Here is a 15,782-nt window from a genome sequence, read left to right on the forward strand (position 1 = left end):
GGGCCCCCGGCGCGGTCCCGCCCGGCGCGACGTCGCCCCACCGGGCCCGCACCACCGCGGCCGCCGCCACCGCGCCCAGCCGTTCCAGCTCCCGCACCGCCTGCCGCCCCGCCGCCCGCCCCGACTCGGCCAGCTCCAGCGCCCGCTCGTAGGGGTCGCCGATCCGCTCCCACGCGGCCACCGCCGCCTGCCAGTCGCCGCGCAGCCCCGCCGCGTACTCCTCCGGGCACCCGGCGAACGGCCGCGCCTCCAGTCCCGCGCGCCGCAGGTACCGCAGCAGCTCACCGCGCAACGGGGCCTCCCCGGGCCGCTCGGTGCGCCGCGCCACCACCGCGCCGACCTCCGCCGCCAGCTCGGGACGGCCGTTCAGCCACGCCCACTCCACGTACGCGATGCCCGCGTAGGCGATCCCCAGCAGCGACCGCTGCCGCCTGGCCCGCTCCCACGCCTGCGCCAGCAGCGACGCCGCCCGCTCGTCGCCGCGCCGCGCCAGCAGCCGCGCGTACGGCGGAACGCTGTAGACGTACAGCATCCCCGGATCGCGGCTCTCCTCCACCAGCGCCCGCAACCCCTCCTCGGCCTCCGCCCACCGGCCCTTGCGCGTCAACGACAGGCAGCGGTGCGTCTCCAGGTTGTAGGCGTGCGAGGGCATGCCGCGTTCCCGCACGAACGCCAGCCCCTCGGTGACGCACTCGTCCAGCTCGTCATAGCGGCCGTAGCGGTACAGCAGCTCGCTGAGGTTGGTGTAGCCGCGCGCGGTGTACTCGTGGTGGCCGCACGCCCGCGCCTGCGCCAGGCTGGCGCGCAGCAGCCGGATGCCGCGCGAGGCCCCGTACACGTCCGCCCCGGCCAGGCCCAGGTAGTTGGAGCACAGCGCCACCAGGTCTTGCCGCCCCGCCCGCACCGCCAGCCGCCGCGCCTGCCGCAGCACCGTCAGCGCCGCCTCCGACCGTTCGGTCAGCGCGTACATCGCGCCCCGGTACACGCTCGCGTGCGCCAGCGCCGACGCCGACCCGGTCGGCTCCAGCACCCGCACCGCCCGGTCCACCGCCTCCTCGGCCTGGTCGGTGCGGCCGGTCATGTAGACGTGCCGCGACAGCCGCACCAGGGCCTCGCCCAACGCGACCGGATCGTCCAGCTCCTCGTACAGCGCCACCGCCTCCCGCCCGGCCCGCACCGCCTCGGGGTAGCGGTGGGTGTTGTACAGCTCCCAGGCGTGGTCCTCGGTGAGCCGGGCCCGCTCGGCCCGGGGCAGCAGGTGCGCGTGCCGCAGCGCCGCCTCGTAGTGCGCGATCGCCTGCCGCCGCGACCCGGCCCGCGCCGCCTGCCGTCCGGCCTCCGGCGCGTACCGGACCACGGCCTCGGGGTCGTGCGCCTCGACCGCGTGGTGGACCAGCCGCGCCAGATCCGGCGGGTCCTGCTCGCGCAGCGCCCGCAGCACCGCCCGGTTCAGCGTCAGCCGCCGCACCGCCGGCAGTCCGCGTTCGATCGCCCGGCGCGCCAGCTCGTGCCGGAACGCCAGCCCGCCCGCCCGCGCCTCCAGCACCCCGCGCCGTTCGGCCTCGTCCAGCACCTCCAGGTCACCCAGCAGCGCCTCGGCCAGCGGGAACCCCACCCGCGTCGGCACCACCGACAGCTGCTCCAGCGCCGTGCGGCACCGCCGGTCCAGCCGCCGCAGCCGCGCCAGCACCGCGTCGGTCACCGTCGCCGGGACCTCCTGGCCCGGCGCGGCCAGCACCTCGGTCACATAGAACGGGTTGCCGCCGGTCAGCGCGTGCAGCGCCGCCGCGTCCCACCGCGTTCCCGCCGCCAGCCCCGCCACCGCCGCCTCCGACAGCGGCTCCAGGCGGACCCGGCGCACCGGCGCACCGGCCAGCACCCCCAGCAGCTCCCGCATCGGGTGGGCGTCGTCCAGCGCCTCGTCCCGGAACGTGAGCACCACCACCAGCCGCAACGACGCCAGCCGCCGCGCCAGGTAGCTCAGCACGTCCAGCGTGGCGTCGTCGGCCCAGTGCACGTCCTCCACGACCAGCACGTCGAGCCGGGGCCCGGCGAACTCCCGCGCGGCGGCCGCCGGGATCTCGGTGGCGGGCGCGTCGCCGTCCAGCGCCGCCTCCAGGGGGCCGCCGGTCCCGGCCATCGCGTCGCGCAACGGCCCCAGCCCGCGCGGGGCCAGCAGGTCGTCGCAGGCGCCCGTCAGCACGCGGGGCCCGTCCGCGCCCCGCGCGGCCAGCTCCCTCAGGAACGCGCCGATGAGCGTGGTCTTGCCGATCCCGGGCTCGCCGCTGACCAGCGCCACCGCTCCCGAAGGTCCGGACGCGGCGCGCTCGACCGTCTCGCGCAGCGCGCCCAACGGGACCGCGCGTTCGAACAGGTCCCCGCCCACCGCGTCATCGTGACACCGCACTCGCGCAGATCGCCATCCTTTTCCCGCCGAAGTCGGTGAACCCCGACAAAGTGACTGAGGGGATGATCGCGCTCGTGCGGCGGCGGGGCCGTTGTCGGCGGGCCCCCCTAACCTTGGCCCGCATGAATGATCATCCCCCCGTGCCCGGCGGCGAAGACCTTCTGACCATCCCCGAGGCGCTGCGCGGAGAGCTCCTGCCGCGCCGCGGCGGGACGATGCCGGACCCGCCCCCGGCGCCCGACCCGTCCGCCGCCCGGCGGGTGCGCGACCGGCTGGCGGAGGCGCGCCCCTCCGTCGAACGGCTGCTGGACCATCCGGGAAGCGACCCCGGCGCGGTGGGCGCGGCGCGGGCGTACCTGGACGGCGATCCGGACCCGCGCGGCGCGGCCGCCGTCGCCCTCGTCGCGACGCACGTGTCCGACGCCCGGGACCCGGAGTCCTGGATCGACGCGTGGGTCGTCGGGCACGGGCTCGCGTTCGCGGCCTGCGCCTGCGCGGAGGTGGACGGCCTCGCCGTCGACATGGACAGGCTGAGCGGCGACGACGTCCTCAAGGCCGACGGCTGGTCGCGGGAGCGGCCGCCGTGGGCGGCCGGACCCGCCGGGAGGCGGATGCGCGCGCTGCTGGCGGCCGCGGACGAGCCCGACCACGCCGAGGCCGTCGAACGGCTCGCCGGGCACCGCGCCACGCGGCGGCAGCGCCTGATGGTCGCGTTCCTGGTCCCGTCGCGGCGGGAGTGGGTGGACGAATGCGTCCGCGAACGGCCCGGGCAGGAGCCCCACGTGCCGGGACCGCTCTGGTGCTCCCTCGGATCCCCCCGGCAGCTCGCGCGCCTGGGCGAGACCGGCCGGGTGCGCTTCGACGACCACGGGGTGGGACTGGAGGTCCTGCTCACCGCCGCCGAGGGGATCGGACCGGCCGTCGCCCCGTACCTGGCGGCGGCGCTGGAGGAGACCGACGAGGACGTCCGCGACTACATCTACGGGACGGGCTTCAACGCCTCCGCGCGCAGGGCGATCTTCCAGGTGCTCTCGCTGCTGCCGGGCGACGAGGCGTTGACCATCGTGGCCGACAACCTCGACCGGCAGGGCGGGCCGGAGGCCCTGACCGCGATGATGGAGCGCTTCCCGGAACGCGCCCTGCGCGTTCTCTCCGGGCGGGCCGAGGGCTCCGAACGGGTGGCGCGCCTGCTGGCCGCGCACCTGCGGGCCCACCCCGGGCTGCGGGCCCGGCCGGCGGGGCCGGACGATCCGGCGCGCGCGGCGATCGAGGCCGCCGAGGCGGCGCGACTGCCGGAGGCCCCCGCGACCGCCGTCCCGAAGGCGCTCCGAAAGGGCGCGAAGGAGGGCGCCCCGCCGTGGGCCCCGCCGGCCCTGCTTCCGCAGATCCTGATGCGGGGAAGCGGCCTGGCGCTGCCGGAGGACGCGACCGCGAACCTGCTCGCGGCCCTGGGCAAGGCGAGCCCGAAGCGCGCTCCGGCCGCGCCGCTGAGGGAGGCGCTGGACGCGCTCGACCCGGTGTCCCTCGCGCGGTTCGGCTGGGCGCTGTTCGAACTGGGGCGGTCCGCCGGCGAGGAGTCGCGGATGGTCTGGGCGCAGCTCTGCTGGACCGGGGACGACGAGACCATGCGCCGCCTCGGCGCGCTGGCCCGCGCCGCCACCGGGCAGCTCCACCTCAGGGCGCCGCTGAACGGCCTGGACGTGCTCGCCGCGTCCGGCTCCGACGTCGCCGTCCTGCAACTGCACCTCGTCGCCGAGAAGGCCCGTCCCAAGCGGCTGAAGAACAAGGCGGTCAAGCTGCTCGACCAGGTCGCGCGGGCGCGCGGCCTCACGCTGGAGCAGCTCGCCGACCGCATGGTCCCCGACTTCGGCCTGGACGACGCGGGCGGCATGGTCCTCGACTACGGCCCGCGTTCCTTCCGGGTGGGCTTCGACGAGCGGCTGCGCCCGGTCGTGTACGACGACGGGGGCAGGCTCCTCAAGTCCCTGCCGAAACCGGGGGCGAAGGACGACCCCGAGCTCGCGCCCGCCGCCCACCGGGCGTTCGGCGGGCTGAAGAAGGACGTCCGGGGCGTCGCCTCCGACCTGGTCCGGCGGATGGAACGGGCTATGACGCGGCAGCGCCGCTGGAGCGCCGAGGACTTCCGCCGGCTGTTCGTGGAGCACCCGCTGGTGCACCATCTCGCGCGGCGGCTGGTCTGGCTCCACGAGGAGGACGACGGCGCGGTCACGGCGTTCCGCGTCGCGGAGGACCGCTCCTTCGCGGACGTGGACGACGAGGTCCTCCCCCCGCCGGGCTCCGGCTCCGTCCTGGTCGCGCACCCCCTTCGGCTGGGGGAGACCGTCCCCGCCTGGAGCGGGCTGTTCGCCGACTACGAGATCCTCCAGCCGTTCCCGCAGCTCGGCAGGCCGGTCGACGCGCTCACCGCCGAGGAGCGCGCGAGCGGCACCATCGAGCGCTTCTCCGGCGCTCAGGTCGGTGTCGGCGCGCTGCTGAGGCTGGAACGCGAGGGCTGGCGCCGCGGCCTCGCCGGGGAGGGGGGCGTGCAGAGCTCCCTGCGGTTCGACACGCCGAACGGGCTGACGGTCATCCTCGACGTCTACCCGGGATTCCCCGCCACGTCCCCGGCGGGCTGGGAGGGGCAGACGCTGGAGAGGCTCTGGATCGCCGACCACGACGCCTACGACTACGGCACCGGCGGGTCGAGGACCACGTTCGCCGAGCTGGACGACATCACCGCGTCCGAGCTGCTGCTCACGATGGCCGGCGTCGTGGACCACGCGAAGGACTAAGGCGGGGCGGCGGGGCCGGGAAGCGCCGACCGCGTGCGGTGGGGAACCAGTGCGGCGGCGCTCCCGGCATCCGAGGACTACCCGCTGCGACGTCCCGTCACGCCCGGAACCGGCACGCCCGGAACCGGCACGCCCGGAACCGGCACGCCCGGAACCGGCACGCCCGGAACGAGGTCGTCAGGCGGACAGCGCGGGCGCGTCCGGGGCGACGGCGAAGGTCTCCTCGACGGCGCGGACCAGACCGGCGCGGCCGCCCTCGCCGCCCTTCCCGGTCCAGGCCAGCGCGGCGGTGCGCCAGGCGGCGATGGCCAGCTCCACCACCATCCGCAGCCGCGCGTCACCGACGTCCAGGCCCAGCCGGGCGCCGGCCCCGGCGATGAGCGCCTGCGTGGTGTCGTTGCAGTAGCCCAGGCTGTGGGCCTGGACGGCGGGCACCGAGGCGCACAGCTCACGGGCGGCCAGGAACCGGCGCTCCCAGTCGGCGTCCATCCGCCGCAGGGTCGCCACCAGCCCGCGCCCGAGGGTCTCCAGCACCGGCCCGTCGAACTCCATGCCCTCCACGTCGGCCAGGTACGCCGACCACAGCTCCTGGTCGGCGGCCAGCGCGACCGCCTCCTTGGACGGGAAGGTCCGGAAGAACGTCCGCTTGGACACCTCCACCGCGTCGCACAGCTCGTCGAGCGTGGTCGCGTCGTAGCCGCGTTCGGTGAACATCCGCAGCGCGGTCTCGGTCAGCGCGCGGCGGGTGCGCTCCTTCTTGCGCTCGCGCAGCGGCAGGGCGCGCAGGTCGTCCTTGGTGTCGGGGATCACCGGCGGGGTCATGCCCCCAGCTTACCCACTCGGAAGCGAACGCGCTTTGACAGCTTTTGCCACTCAGTGGCACTCTCCTCTCGGTGGCCACCACATCCCCGTCGTCTCACCCCGGGAGCACTCCCGCATGACCGCAACCACCGACGCCGCCCCGGCGGCGCCCCCGCGGACCGGGTCCCAGGCCCGCGCGCTCGGCCTGTCCGGCGTCCTGCTGGCCGTCTTCGTCGTGCCGAGCTCGATCTCCGGCACCGCCGTGGCGCTGCCCGCCATCGGCGCCGACACCCACGCCTCCGACGCCGCCCTCCAGTGGGTGGTGAACGCCTTCAACGTCGCGTTCGCCTGCTTCACCCTCGCCTGGGGCTCGCTCGCCGACATCACCGGCCGGGTCCGCGCCTTCGCCCTCGGCGCCGGGATCTACGCGCTGGCCTCCCTCGGCAGCGCCCTGGCCCTCGGCGTGCACACCCTGGACGCCGCCCGCGCCCTGGCCGGGCTCGGCGGCGCGGCGATCTTCTCCTGCGGCAGCGCGATCCTGGCCGGCATGTACGAGGGGCCGGCGCGCGCCCGCGCGTTCGCGCTGTTCGGCACCGTCGCCGGACTCGGCGTCTCGTTCGGTCCGACGCTGTCGGGCGCGCTGGTGCAGGCCCTGGACTGGCGCTGGGTGTTCGCGCTGCACGCCGCCGCCCTGGCCGTCGTGCTGGCCCTCGTCCCGGCCCTGGCCCGCGCCGCCGCCGAGCGGCGCCGCGCCGCGACCCGGATCGACGTGCCCGGCATCGCGCTGTTCGTGCTCGCGATGTTCCTGCTGACCTGCGCCATCGTCCAGGGCTCGCAGTGGGGCTGGGCCAGCGCGGGCGTGCTGGCCCTGTTCGCCGGGGCGGCCGCCGCGCTCGCGGTGTTCGCGGCCGTGGAACGCCGCCGCCACGACCCCATGCTCGACCTGGGACTGCTGGCCGACCGCCGCTTCCTGGGCCTGTGCCTGGTCCCGGTCGCCGGGTCGTTCGGCTTCGTGACCCTGCTGACCTACCTGCCCAGCTACCTGACCGTCGTCGGCGGCCGCTCCAGCGGCGCGGCCGGACTGATCATGGTGCTGCTCACCGCTCCGATGCTGGTGTGCCCGCTGCTGGCGGCCCGGCTGGTCGCGCGCGGCGTCCCCGCCCTGACGATCATCTATGCCAGCCTGGTCTGCCTGGTGGTCGGCGACGCGGCCCTGACCCTGTTCGGCCCGCGCGTGCCGGTCGCCGCCGTCGCCGTCCCGATGCTGGTCACCGGCGCGGGCATGGCGCTGGCCGCCGGGCTGGTGGACGGCCGGGCCCTCGAACTGGTCGCCCCCGAGAAGGCGGGCATGGCCGCGGGCTTCCTCAACACGCTGCGCCTGGGCAGCGAGGCCGTCGCCGTCGCCTTCTACGCGGCCCTGCTCACCAGCCTGGCCGGCGGCACCGACCCCGCCGCCTACGACGCCGCGTTCCACACCGTGCTGTGGGTGCTGGCCGGGGTCTGCCTGGCCCTGCTGGTGCTCATCGCCGCGCTGCTGCGGCGCGGACGCTGAGCCGTCCCGGTGCGGCGCGGACGCCCCGTCCGCGCCGCACCGGCGGTCAGCCCCGGCCCACGAACGACGGCATCGCCGTCGCCATCACCGTCAGGAACTGCGCGTTGGCGTCCAGCGGCAGGCCCGCCATGTACCGCACCGCCTCCGCCACGTGCCGCACGTCCATCACCGGCTCGGCGCGCACCGACCCGTCGGCCTGCAGCGCGCCCCCGCCGAACCCGCTGGTCATCTCGGTGGCGGCGTTGCCGATGTCGATCTGCCCGCAGGCGATCCGGTACCGGCGGCCCTCCAGCGACAGCTGCTTGGTCAGCCCCGTCACCGCGTGCTTGGTGGCGGTGTAGGCGACCGCGTGCGGGCGCGGCGTGTGCGCCGACAGCGACCCGTTGTTGATGATCCGCCCACCCCGCGGATCCTGCTCCCTCATCAGCCGGAACGCCTCCCGCGCGCACAGGAACGCCCCCGTCAGGTTGGTGTCGACCACCGACCGCCACTCGTCGAGGGAGAACTCCTCCACCGGGGCCGCCGCGCCGAACCTCCCGGCGTTGTTGAACAGCAGGTCCAGCCGCCCCCACCACCGCCGCACCGCCGCGAACAGCGCCTCCACCGACTCCGGCGAGGTGACGTCGGCGGGCACCACCAGCGCGCGGTCGCCCGCCCCGGCCTTCCGGGCGGTCTCCTCCAGCGCCGCCGCGCGCCGCCCCGCCAGCGCGACCCGCCACCCGTCCTCCAGCAACGCCGCCGCGACCGCCGCGCCGATCCCCGACCCCGCGCCGGTCACCACCGCGACCCCGCCCGTGCTCTCCATGGCCTGACCTTCCCCTCCGACCTTCCTGACCTCCGGGTGCGAAGTCTGCCACCGCCCCTGGCCGCGGCCACCCGCACGTCCCCAGCGTCCCGCCCATGGCCCGCGAACCCCCCGTCACCGCCGCGCATCTGGCCGCCCGGCTGGACCGGCTCCCACCGTCCCGCGCCCACCACTCGATCCTGGACGTGGCGGTCCTGGGGCGGCGCAGCGCCGGCCGCCCGCTGGAGGCCGTCGCGATGAGTTCTGTCAGTGACGGGGGTCACCATGGAGGCAGGACGAAGGAGGAGCCATGGAGACCGTGACCTCGACCGACGGCACCGTGATCGCCTACGAGCGCACCGGGAGCGGCCCGGCGGTGGTCCTGGTGGCCGGCGCGCTGTGCGACCGGCACGCCCACGACCCCCTGGCGGCCCTGCTGTCGGAGCACTTCACCGTCTACAACTACGACCGCCGTGGCCGCGGCGACAGCGGCGACAACGGCTCCCTGGACGACCCGATGGACCGGGCCGCCCGGCAGGAGTTCGACGACCTGGCCGCCGTCGTCCGGGCCGCCGGGGGAAGGGCCTGCCTGTTCGGCGCGTCCTCCGGGGCGATCCTGGCGTGGCGGGCCGCCGCGCACGGCGTCCCGGCGGCCGGCGTCGCGCTGTGGGAGCCGCCGTACGGGCGGACCGAGGAGGAGTCACGCGCCCACCTGGACTACTACGCCGACATCCGCGAGCTGATCGCCGAGGGTCGCAAGGACGACGCGCTGGCCCGCTTCGTCCGCATGACCGGCGCGCCGGAGGAGGCCATGCCGCAGCTCCGCCGGGAGCCGTGGTGGCCGCGCATGGCGGAGATCGCGCCGACCCTGCGCTACGACGCCTGCGCGCTGGGGGACGGGCTGCTGCACCCCGGGGAGTTCGCGGACCTGACCGTTCCCGTCCTGCTGATGGAGGGCGAGGAGACCATGGAGGTGCTGCACCACGCGGCCGACCACGTCCGCGAGGCGGTGCCCGGAGTCCGGCACGTCCTGATCAAGGGGCAGAACCACGAGTTCGAGGCCGACGCCCTGGCGCCCATCCTGGTCGAGTTCTTCCGGACCGCGTCCTGACCCGCCGGGATCACAGGCCGACGATGCCGTCCCTCTGGGCCTCGCGGTACAGGTCGATCCGCGTGGGGGCCTCCCTCCCCGCCTGGGCGTACTTCCTGCGGGCGCGCTCCAGGTACTGCTTGACGGTGTGCTCGCTGATGCCCATCTGACGGGCCACGGCCGCACGGGTGAGACCGCCGAGCCACAGGCGCATCGTGCGCAGCTCCTGCTCCGAGAAGTGGGGGCGGCGGGCGGCCGTGGCTCCGGCGCGCGAGGGCGCGGTGTAGGGCTTGCCGCGCGCGGCCGCGAGGACGGCCTCGACGAGGTGCGCACGGCCCTCGCGGGACTCCTTGCAGACAAAGGCGAGCGCCCCCGCCTGCTCGGCGCGGCGCACGAGGGGCGCCTCGGCGTGCCGGGAGAACACCACCACGTGGCAACCCGCGGCGGCCAGGTCGGCGATGCGGTCGAGGACCAGCTGACCGCCGACGCGCAGGTCGGTGATCAGCACGTCGGCGGTGGGGTCGAGGCCGTCCAGATCCGTGGCGGCGGCGACGACCTCGATCGGGTGCGGGGCCTGCTCCAGCCAGACGCGCACCCCCGACAGCACCACGTCGTGGTCGTCGACGACGGCGACGGTCACCGGCGTCGCCATCGCGCCTCCACCCCGAACGCACCGCCCCCGCGCGGCGACGCGTCAGAGGACTCAGACATGAGGCCGGCGCGGAACGACGCGGATACCCGAACCGACGGCGACCACCGCCGGCCCAAACGGCCCCACCCCACGGCCCCACCGAACGCGCCCCCGTTCCCCGACGACCGCGACGCAGGCGGCGTCGGCCCGGGGCTGGGCGGATGCCGCCGGGGCGATCGTGACCGCCGGGGGCTTCGGCTGCCCGAGAGGGGAGATTCTCATGTCCTCGCCGGTCGCCGCGGTGATGGTCACGGTCGGTGTGCTCCCGTGGTGGACGGCGGTGGGGCGGCCCGGGGCGCATTCGGGCGGGCCGGAGCATGGGGGGAGTTTTTGGACCATGGGAGCGTGTGGTCACCCTGCGATCTGGATGGACTTGGGGGCGTTGGAGCGAGGTTAACCAGGAGGTTGACCGCGGCGCAAGGGTTCGTGTGCGGAGAGTGACCGTCGCGGAGAGTGACCGTCGAACGGCCGTCATGACAAAGCCCTGGCCGGGACGCAGGCTGTCACGAGCGAAGCATGAAACGCTCACCGGAGGAGGGCCAGGTGCAGGCTGTGACCTTCAAGGTGCTGGGGCCGTTCGAGGCGTACTTCGGGGACCGGCGCGCGCGGTTGCCGAAGAGCGGCCAGCGGATCCTGCTCGCCACGCTGGTGCTCAACGCGTCCCAGGTCGTCCCGGTCGAGGAGGTCTTCGACCATCTGTGGTGCGACCGGCAGCCCGACCGGCCCCGGGAGGCCCTGCACAGCTGCGTCTCCCGGCTGCGGCAGTGGCTCGACCGGCAGGCCCCCGGAGCCGCCGGGCTGCTGGCGACGTCGTCGGGCGGCTACGTCATGGAGATCGATCCGCGCCATCTGGACCTGCCGCGCTTCGAGGACCTGACCGGGACGGCCGCCGCGGCCCGGGACCGGGGGGACCCGGCGGCGCAGGCGGCGGCGCTCGGGGCGGCGCTGGAGCTGTGGCGGGGGCCGGCCATGTCCAACGTGCCCTCCGAGTCGCTGCACCGGGGCAGGGCCCTGCGGCTGACCGAGCAGTACCTGCGGACGGTGGAGTGGTGGGCGGAGGTGGAACTGGCGCTGGGGCGGTACGAACGGCTCGTGGGGGAGCTGCGGACGCTGACCGTCCGGTACCCGTTCCGCGAGCGGTTCTGGCGGCAGCTCATGCTGGCGCTGTACGGGTCGGGCCGCCGGGTGGAGGCGCTGGACGCCTACGGGCGGATCAGCGCGCGGCTCCGCGACGAGTTCGGCGTGGACCCCACCCTGGAGCTGCGCGACCTCCAGGTCGCGATCCTGCGCGACGACCGCGGGGTGCTGCCCGCCTCCGGCCTCGGCGCCGTCGGAGGCGGGTGGGCCACCGGCCCCCGCGTCGCCTGAGGCGTCCCGGTTCATCCCGCCTTCCCGGCCTCCGCCTCCAGGGTCTTGGCCAGCAGCTCGTAGGACCGCAGCCGTTCGTCCAGGTCGTGGACCAGCGTCATGACCATCAGCTCGTCGGCGCCGGTGTCGTCGAGGAGCCGCACGGCGCGGTCGCGCACGGTGTCCGGCGCGCCGACGAGATGGTGCGCGGTCCGGGCCTCCAGCACCGACTCCTCGGCGCTCGTCCACCGCACCCGCGCCGCCTGCTCCGGGGTGGGGTTCGGAGCGTTCCGGGTGCCCTTCAACGACTCGGCGACGACCACCTTCGAGGGACCGGCGAGCCATCGCGCGCGCTCGTCGGTGTCGGCGACGATGACCGCGCAGGAGATGAGCGCGTACGGCTCGGCCAGGGCCGCCGAGGGGCGGAACGCCTCCCGGTAGGCGCGCAGCGCGTCCACCGCGTTCTCCGGGCGGATGTGGTGGGCGAAGGCGAACGGCAGCCCGAGCTCACCGGCGAAGCGCCCGTTGTCGACGCTCGACCCGAGCAGCCACACCGGCGGGCGGGCGTCGGTGGCCGGAACGGCGACGATCTCGTCCCCCTCCCGGGGCGAGCAGTAGCCGACGAGCTCGCGCACCTGCTCGCGGAAGGCGTCGGAGCCCGGCGGGCTGCTGACCCGGCGCAGCGCCCGCGCGGTGGCCATGTCGGTGCCCGGCGAACGGCCCACCCCGAGGTCGACGCGCCCCGGATGCAGCGCCTCCAGCGTCGCGAACTGCTCGGCGACGACGAGCGGCGGGTGGTTCGGCAGCATCACCCCGCCGGACCCCGCCCGGATCCGGGACGTGGCGGCCGCGATCAGCGCCACGAGCACCGGCGGCGCGCAGCTGGCGATGAACGGGGCGTTGTGGTGCTCGGCGACCCAGTAGCGGTGGTAGCCCATGCGCTCGGCCTCCTGCGCCGCCCGCAGCGTCTCGCGCAGGGCCCGCGCCGGGGACGAGTCCCGCCACACCGGCGCGGTGTCAAGAATCGAAAGAACGGTCAACGTCGATCTCCTCTCCCTTGCCTTTTGTGCATCCTTGCTTCCCGGGCGGGCGAATTCAATATGTCCGCAGACGCGGAACCACTGCCTCCAGGGAAGTGCAGGGAAGCTGAAACGCAACTGCAAGGAGGGGGCGCATAGGCTTCTGGTCAGGTGGGGAATCGTCCGGACTCTCCCATGGCCCAGAGGAAGGTGTCTCCGTGGAGCAGAAGACCGAGGCGTACGAGCCGCCCACGCTGACGGAGGTGGGCGACTTCGCCTCCCTGACCCTCGGCCGCGGGATGACGGGATTCGAGGCCGAATGGACATGCTTCGTGTGCTGACATCCGGGCAACGACTCGCGTCAGGGCGGGCCGACGTCGCATGTCGCGGCGCCGGCCCGTTCGCCGTCCATCTCGAAACCCAAGTGCAGGTCTGCTGAAACGCAACTGCAAGGGGAGTGCGCCTAGAGTCGAGCCAGGCGGAGAATCGTCCGGACTCTCCCCGGGACACTGAAAGGCGTTTCTCATGGAGCGGAAGATCGAAATGTACGAACCGCCCACGCTGACGGAGGTGGGCGACTTCGCCCAGGTCACCCTCGGCCGTCCCAGCTGGGGCTTCGAGGCCGACTGGACCTGCGTCATGTTCTGCTGACGGTTCGTCGGAACCTCGTGACGAAGCCGGACCGGCGCCGCGACGCGGCGCCGGTCCGGCCGTTTCTCGCACGGATGTCAAGTGCACGGCTGCTGAAATACAACTGCAAGGACGAAGGATTTAGAGTGCTGTTCAGGAGAAGATCGACCGGAACGAGAAAGGAGTCTCCCGTGCGGACGACCGAGTTCTACGAACCGCCCACGCTGACGGAGGTGGGTGATTTCTCCCGGACGACCCTGGGTCGTCTCGGCTGGGGTTTCGACTCCCACTGGCTGTGCATCATGTACTGCTGACGATCCGACGGGAAACCGAGACCGAGGCCATTTCCACGCGCCGGGCACGTCGACGCGCTGAGCAAGGGATACGGAAACTGTGGACTTCTTCGTCCTGCCGGACACGCCCGGCGCCACGGCCGTCTTCGGCGAATTGGCGCGAACGCCGGACCGGACGGGCCGCACGCCTTTCCCGAACGCCCTCCCGCACGGGTCGGGCCGCCCCTGGATCGTCGGGGACTGGGCCGGGGAGACCGTCGTGGAGGCCGTTGCCGGGAACGACCGCGTCGCGCTGTTCGGCCCCGCCTCGGTGACCGCGGAGCAACTGCGCGAGGCCGTTGGCCGGGCCCGCTCGGTGCGCGACCTGGACGCGCTGTGCGCGCGCGTTTCCGGCAGTTTCCATCTCGTGGCCTCCATCGCCGGCGAGGTGCGGGTCCAGGGCACCGTCTCCGCCGCGCGCCGGGTCTTCCACACCCGGCGCGCGGGCGTGACCGTCGCCGCCACGGCGCCGATCCCGCTCGTCGGGGACCTCGACGACGCGGACCTGGACGAGGAGCTGCTCGCCTGCCGTCTGCTGGCGCCCTGGCCGCCGTGGCCGTTCAGCGAGCGGCCGCTGTGGCGGGGCGTCGAGACGGTGCCGGTCGGCTGCTTCCTCGAACTCGACCGCTCCGGACGGGGACGGCACGTGCGCTGGTGGCGCCCCCCGGAGCCGCACCTGCCGCTGGAGGAGGGGGCGGCCCGGGTCCGGGAGGCGCTGCGCGAGGCCGTCACGGTCCGCGCCCGCGGCGCCGCGACCCTCAGCGCCGACCTGTCGGGCGGCATGGACTCCACCAGCCTGTGCTTCCTGGCCGCCGACGTGGTCGAGCGGCTCGTCACCACCCGCTGGGAAGCGGTCAACCCCACCGACGAGGACCAGGTGTGGGCCGGTCTCGCCGCCGACCACCTCCCCGACGCGCGCCACCTCGTGCTGCCCCGGGAGACCGCGCCGAGCTGGTTCGCCGACCTGGCCGAACCCGACCCCGACATCGAGGGCCCGTTCGCGTGGATCCGCACCCGCTCCCGGCTGACCCACATGGCCCGGCAGGTCGCCGCGGCCGGGTCCGCCGACCACCTCACCGGCCACGGCGGCGACGAGCTGTTCATGAGCTCCCCCCTCGACCTGCACACCCTGGCGCGCACCCGCCGCGTCGGCGCGATCCGCCACCTGCGCGCCCATCGCGCCATGTACCGCTGGCGGCTCGTCCCGACCGTGCGGGGGCTGCTGGAGAACGGCTCGTTCGGGAGCTGGCTGGTGTCGTCCGCCGGCACCCTCACCGATCCCGTACGGGAGACCGGGGGATCGCCGTCGTTCAGCTGGGGGATCGGCTACCGACTCCCGCCGTGGGCGACCCCCGACGCGGTCGCGGCGGTGCGGCGGCTCCTGCGCCGGACCGGCGCGGCCGGGCCCGAGCCGCTGGCCCCGCAGCGCGGCCGCCACGCCACGCTCCAGGACGTGCGGCTGTGCGGTGACACGCTGCGCCGGGTGGACCGCCTGACCTCGCGTTCGGGGGTGCGCTGGCACGCGCCGTTCGTCGACGACCGGGTCGTCGAGGCGGCCCTGGCGATCAGGATCGAGGACACCACGATGCCCGACCGCTACAAGCCCGCGCTGACCACCGCCATGCGCGGCGTCCTCCCCGACGCCGTCCGGGGCCGCGCCACCAAGGCCGAGTACAGCGCGGAGGCCTACGACAGCCTGCGCCGCCGCCGCGCCGAGCTGCTGGAGCTGTGCGGGGCGGACATGCGGCTGGCCCGGCTCGGGCTGGTCGACGCCGCCCGGGTGCGGTCGGTGCTGGAGGCGCTGCCGCCCTCGTCGCTGGCCCTGACCCCGCTGATCAGCACGTTCGCGTGCGAGACCTGGCTGCGCTCGGTCGAGGCCGCCCGGTCGGTCGCCGCCGGCGGACCGCTGTGACCCCATCCGCTGTGAACCGGAGGAACGCGATGCCGCTACGCCCCCACATGACGCTGACCGAGACCGAACAGGGCATGGTGCTGCTGGACGAGGCGTCCGGCCGGTACTGGACGCTGAACGCCACCGGCGCGGCCGTGCTGCGGATGCTGCTGGACGGCGACTCCGTCGAGGACGCCGTGGCCACGCTGCGCCGTCGGCACCCGGACTCCGCCGAGCGGGTCACCGCCGACGTGGCGGCGTTCGTCCGGTCCCTCCGCGACGCCGAGGTGATCGTCCCATGACGATACCGGTCGCGCTGGAGCCCGCCGCCCACGTCCCCCTGCGCCGCCGGGCCGCCGCCCGCGTCGCGGTCGGCCTCGCCCGGCTGCTGATCCTGCTGCCGCCGCGCCGCCTGCGCGCCGTGCTCACCGCGCTGCGGCGGGGGG

Annotated in this window: 15 protein-coding genes; 10 read left to right on the forward strand and 5 right to left on the reverse strand. The window is 75.0% G+C overall.

The window, feature by feature from the left end:
• Nucleotides 1–2,386: ATP-binding protein (locus AKI01S_RS17590; RefSeq protein ID WP_067818440.1), on the reverse strand; the 2,386-nt coding region annotated here is incomplete at its 3' end.
• 143 nt (nt 2,387–2,529) lie between these two features.
• Here AKI01S_RS17590 and AKI01S_RS17595 point away from each other — a divergent pair.
• The gene (locus tag AKI01S_RS17595; protein WP_157419904.1) at nt 2,530–5,199 is read left to right on the forward strand and encodes a DUF4132 domain-containing protein; all 2,670 of its coding nucleotides are present in this window, start codon (nt 2,530–2,532) and stop codon (nt 5,197–5,199) included.
• Between the two features lie 177 nt (nt 5,200–5,376).
• On the opposite strand, the gene AKI01S_RS17600 is transcribed toward AKI01S_RS17595, so the two are convergent.
• Nucleotides 5,377–6,021 carry a TetR/AcrR family transcriptional regulator gene (locus AKI01S_RS17600; RefSeq protein ID WP_067818446.1) on the reverse strand — a complete coding sequence of 215 codons (645 nt, stop codon included), beginning with the start codon at nt 6,019–6,021 and terminating at the stop codon, nt 5,377–5,379.
• A 115-nt stretch (nt 6,022–6,136) separates the two neighbouring features.
• On the opposite strand from AKI01S_RS17600, the gene AKI01S_RS17605 reads away from it, so the two are divergent.
• Nucleotides 6,137–7,552, forward strand: coding sequence for an MFS transporter (locus AKI01S_RS17605; RefSeq protein ID WP_157419905.1), 1,416 nt, complete (start codon nt 6,137–6,139; stop codon nt 7,550–7,552).
• Nucleotides 7,553–7,598: 46 nt separating this feature from the next.
• Here the strand turns inward: AKI01S_RS17605 and AKI01S_RS17610 are convergent, their stop codons facing one another.
• Entirely contained in the window at nt 7,599–8,357 is a 759-nt protein-coding gene (locus AKI01S_RS17610; protein ID WP_067818450.1) for an SDR family oxidoreductase, read from the reverse strand.
• A 95-nt stretch (nt 8,358–8,452) separates the two neighbouring features.
• Between AKI01S_RS17610 and AKI01S_RS50605 the strand changes: the two genes are divergently transcribed.
• The gene (locus tag AKI01S_RS50605; protein WP_157419906.1) at nt 8,453–8,659 is read left to right on the forward strand and encodes a hypothetical protein; all 207 of its coding nucleotides are present in this window, start codon (nt 8,453–8,455) and stop codon (nt 8,657–8,659) included.
• Nucleotides 8,647–9,447: an alpha/beta fold hydrolase gene (locus AKI01S_RS17615; RefSeq protein WP_067818454.1), complete on the forward strand. Its 801-nt coding sequence runs from the start codon at nt 8,647–8,649 to the stop codon at nt 9,445–9,447. The genes AKI01S_RS50605 and AKI01S_RS17615 overlap by 13 nt, the downstream gene beginning before the upstream one ends.
• Nucleotides 9,448–9,457: 10 nt before the next feature.
• Here the strand turns inward: AKI01S_RS17615 and AKI01S_RS17620 are convergent, their stop codons facing one another.
• Complete coding sequence (locus AKI01S_RS17620; RefSeq protein WP_067818457.1) at nt 9,458–10,078, reverse strand: response regulator; 621 nt, start codon at nt 10,076–10,078, stop codon at nt 9,458–9,460.
• Nucleotides 10,079–10,660: 582 nt separating this feature from the next.
• Here AKI01S_RS17620 and AKI01S_RS17630 point away from each other — a divergent pair.
• A complete protein-coding gene (locus tag AKI01S_RS17630) occupies nt 10,661–11,485 on the forward strand; it encodes an AfsR/SARP family transcriptional regulator (RefSeq protein WP_169813972.1) in 825 nt (274 codons plus the stop codon).
• Between the two features lie 11 nt (nt 11,486–11,496).
• Here AKI01S_RS17630 and AKI01S_RS17635 read toward each other — a convergent pair whose 3' ends face one another.
• Complete coding sequence (locus tag AKI01S_RS17635; RefSeq protein WP_067818467.1) at nt 11,497–12,504, reverse strand: LLM class flavin-dependent oxidoreductase; 1,008 nt, start codon at nt 12,502–12,504, stop codon at nt 11,497–11,499.
• Nucleotides 12,505–12,701: 197 nt separating this feature from the next.
• Between AKI01S_RS17635 and AKI01S_RS51735 the strand changes: the two genes are divergently transcribed.
• The 5 genes from AKI01S_RS51735 (at nt 12,702) to AKI01S_RS17645 (ending at nt 15,638) form a co-directional block, all read left to right on the forward strand.
• Nucleotides 12,702–12,824 carry a lasso RiPP family leader peptide-containing protein gene (locus AKI01S_RS51735; RefSeq protein ID WP_169813973.1) on the forward strand — a complete coding sequence of 41 codons (123 nt, stop codon included), beginning with the start codon at nt 12,702–12,704 and terminating at the stop codon, nt 12,822–12,824.
• A gap of 184 nt (nt 12,825–13,008) precedes the next feature.
• Nucleotides 13,009–13,134 (forward strand): keywimysin-related RiPP, encoded by a 126-nt coding sequence (locus tag AKI01S_RS50610; RefSeq protein WP_157419907.1) that lies wholly within the window; start codon nt 13,009–13,011, stop codon nt 13,132–13,134.
• A 170-nt stretch (nt 13,135–13,304) separates the two neighbouring features.
• Complete coding sequence (locus AKI01S_RS53515) at nt 13,305–13,427, forward strand: keywimysin-related RiPP (protein WP_245681673.1); 123 nt, start codon at nt 13,305–13,307, stop codon at nt 13,425–13,427.
• A gap of 79 nt (nt 13,428–13,506) precedes the next feature.
• On the forward strand, nt 13,507–15,357 hold the full coding sequence (locus tag AKI01S_RS17640) for an asparagine synthase-related protein (protein WP_067818470.1): 1,851 nt from the start codon (nt 13,507–13,509) through the stop codon (nt 15,355–15,357).
• A gap of 29 nt (nt 15,358–15,386) precedes the next feature.
• Entirely contained in the window at nt 15,387–15,638 is a 252-nt protein-coding gene (locus AKI01S_RS17645) for a lasso peptide biosynthesis PqqD family chaperone (protein WP_067818473.1), read from the forward strand.
• Nucleotides 15,639–15,782 lie beyond the last annotated feature (144 nt).

The organism is Actinomadura kijaniata NBRC 14229 (assembly GCF_001552175.1).
GTDB classification, from domain to species: domain Bacteria; phylum Actinomycetota; class Actinomycetes; order Streptosporangiales; family Streptosporangiaceae; genus Spirillospora; species Spirillospora kijaniata.

Coding starts and splice junctions, on each gene's coding strand:
- AKI01S_RS17595 (WP_157419904.1), top strand. CDS start 2,530: ATGAATGATCATCCCCCCGTGCCCGGCGGCGAAGACCTTCTGACCATC.
- AKI01S_RS17600 (WP_067818446.1), bottom strand. CDS start 6,021: ATGACCCCGCCGGTGATCCCCGACACCAAGGACGACCTGCGCGCCCTG.
- AKI01S_RS17605 (WP_157419905.1), top strand. CDS start 6,137: ATGACCGCAACCACCGACGCCGCCCCGGCGGCGCCCCCGCGGACCGGG.
- AKI01S_RS17610 (WP_067818450.1), bottom strand. CDS start 8,357: ATGGAGAGCACGGGCGGGGTCGCGGTGGTGACCGGCGCGGGGTCGGGG.
- AKI01S_RS50605 (WP_157419906.1), top strand. CDS start 8,453: ATGGCCCGCGAACCCCCCGTCACCGCCGCGCATCTGGCCGCCCGGCTG.
- AKI01S_RS17615 (WP_067818454.1), top strand. CDS start 8,647: ATGGAGACCGTGACCTCGACCGACGGCACCGTGATCGCCTACGAGCGC.
- AKI01S_RS17620 (WP_067818457.1), bottom strand. CDS start 10,078: ATGGCGACGCCGGTGACCGTCGCCGTCGTCGACGACCACGACGTGGTG.
- AKI01S_RS50610 (WP_157419907.1), top strand. CDS start 13,009: ATGGAGCGGAAGATCGAAATGTACGAACCGCCCACGCTGACGGAGGTG.
- AKI01S_RS17645 (WP_067818473.1), top strand. CDS start 15,387: ATGCCGCTACGCCCCCACATGACGCTGACCGAGACCGAACAGGGCATG.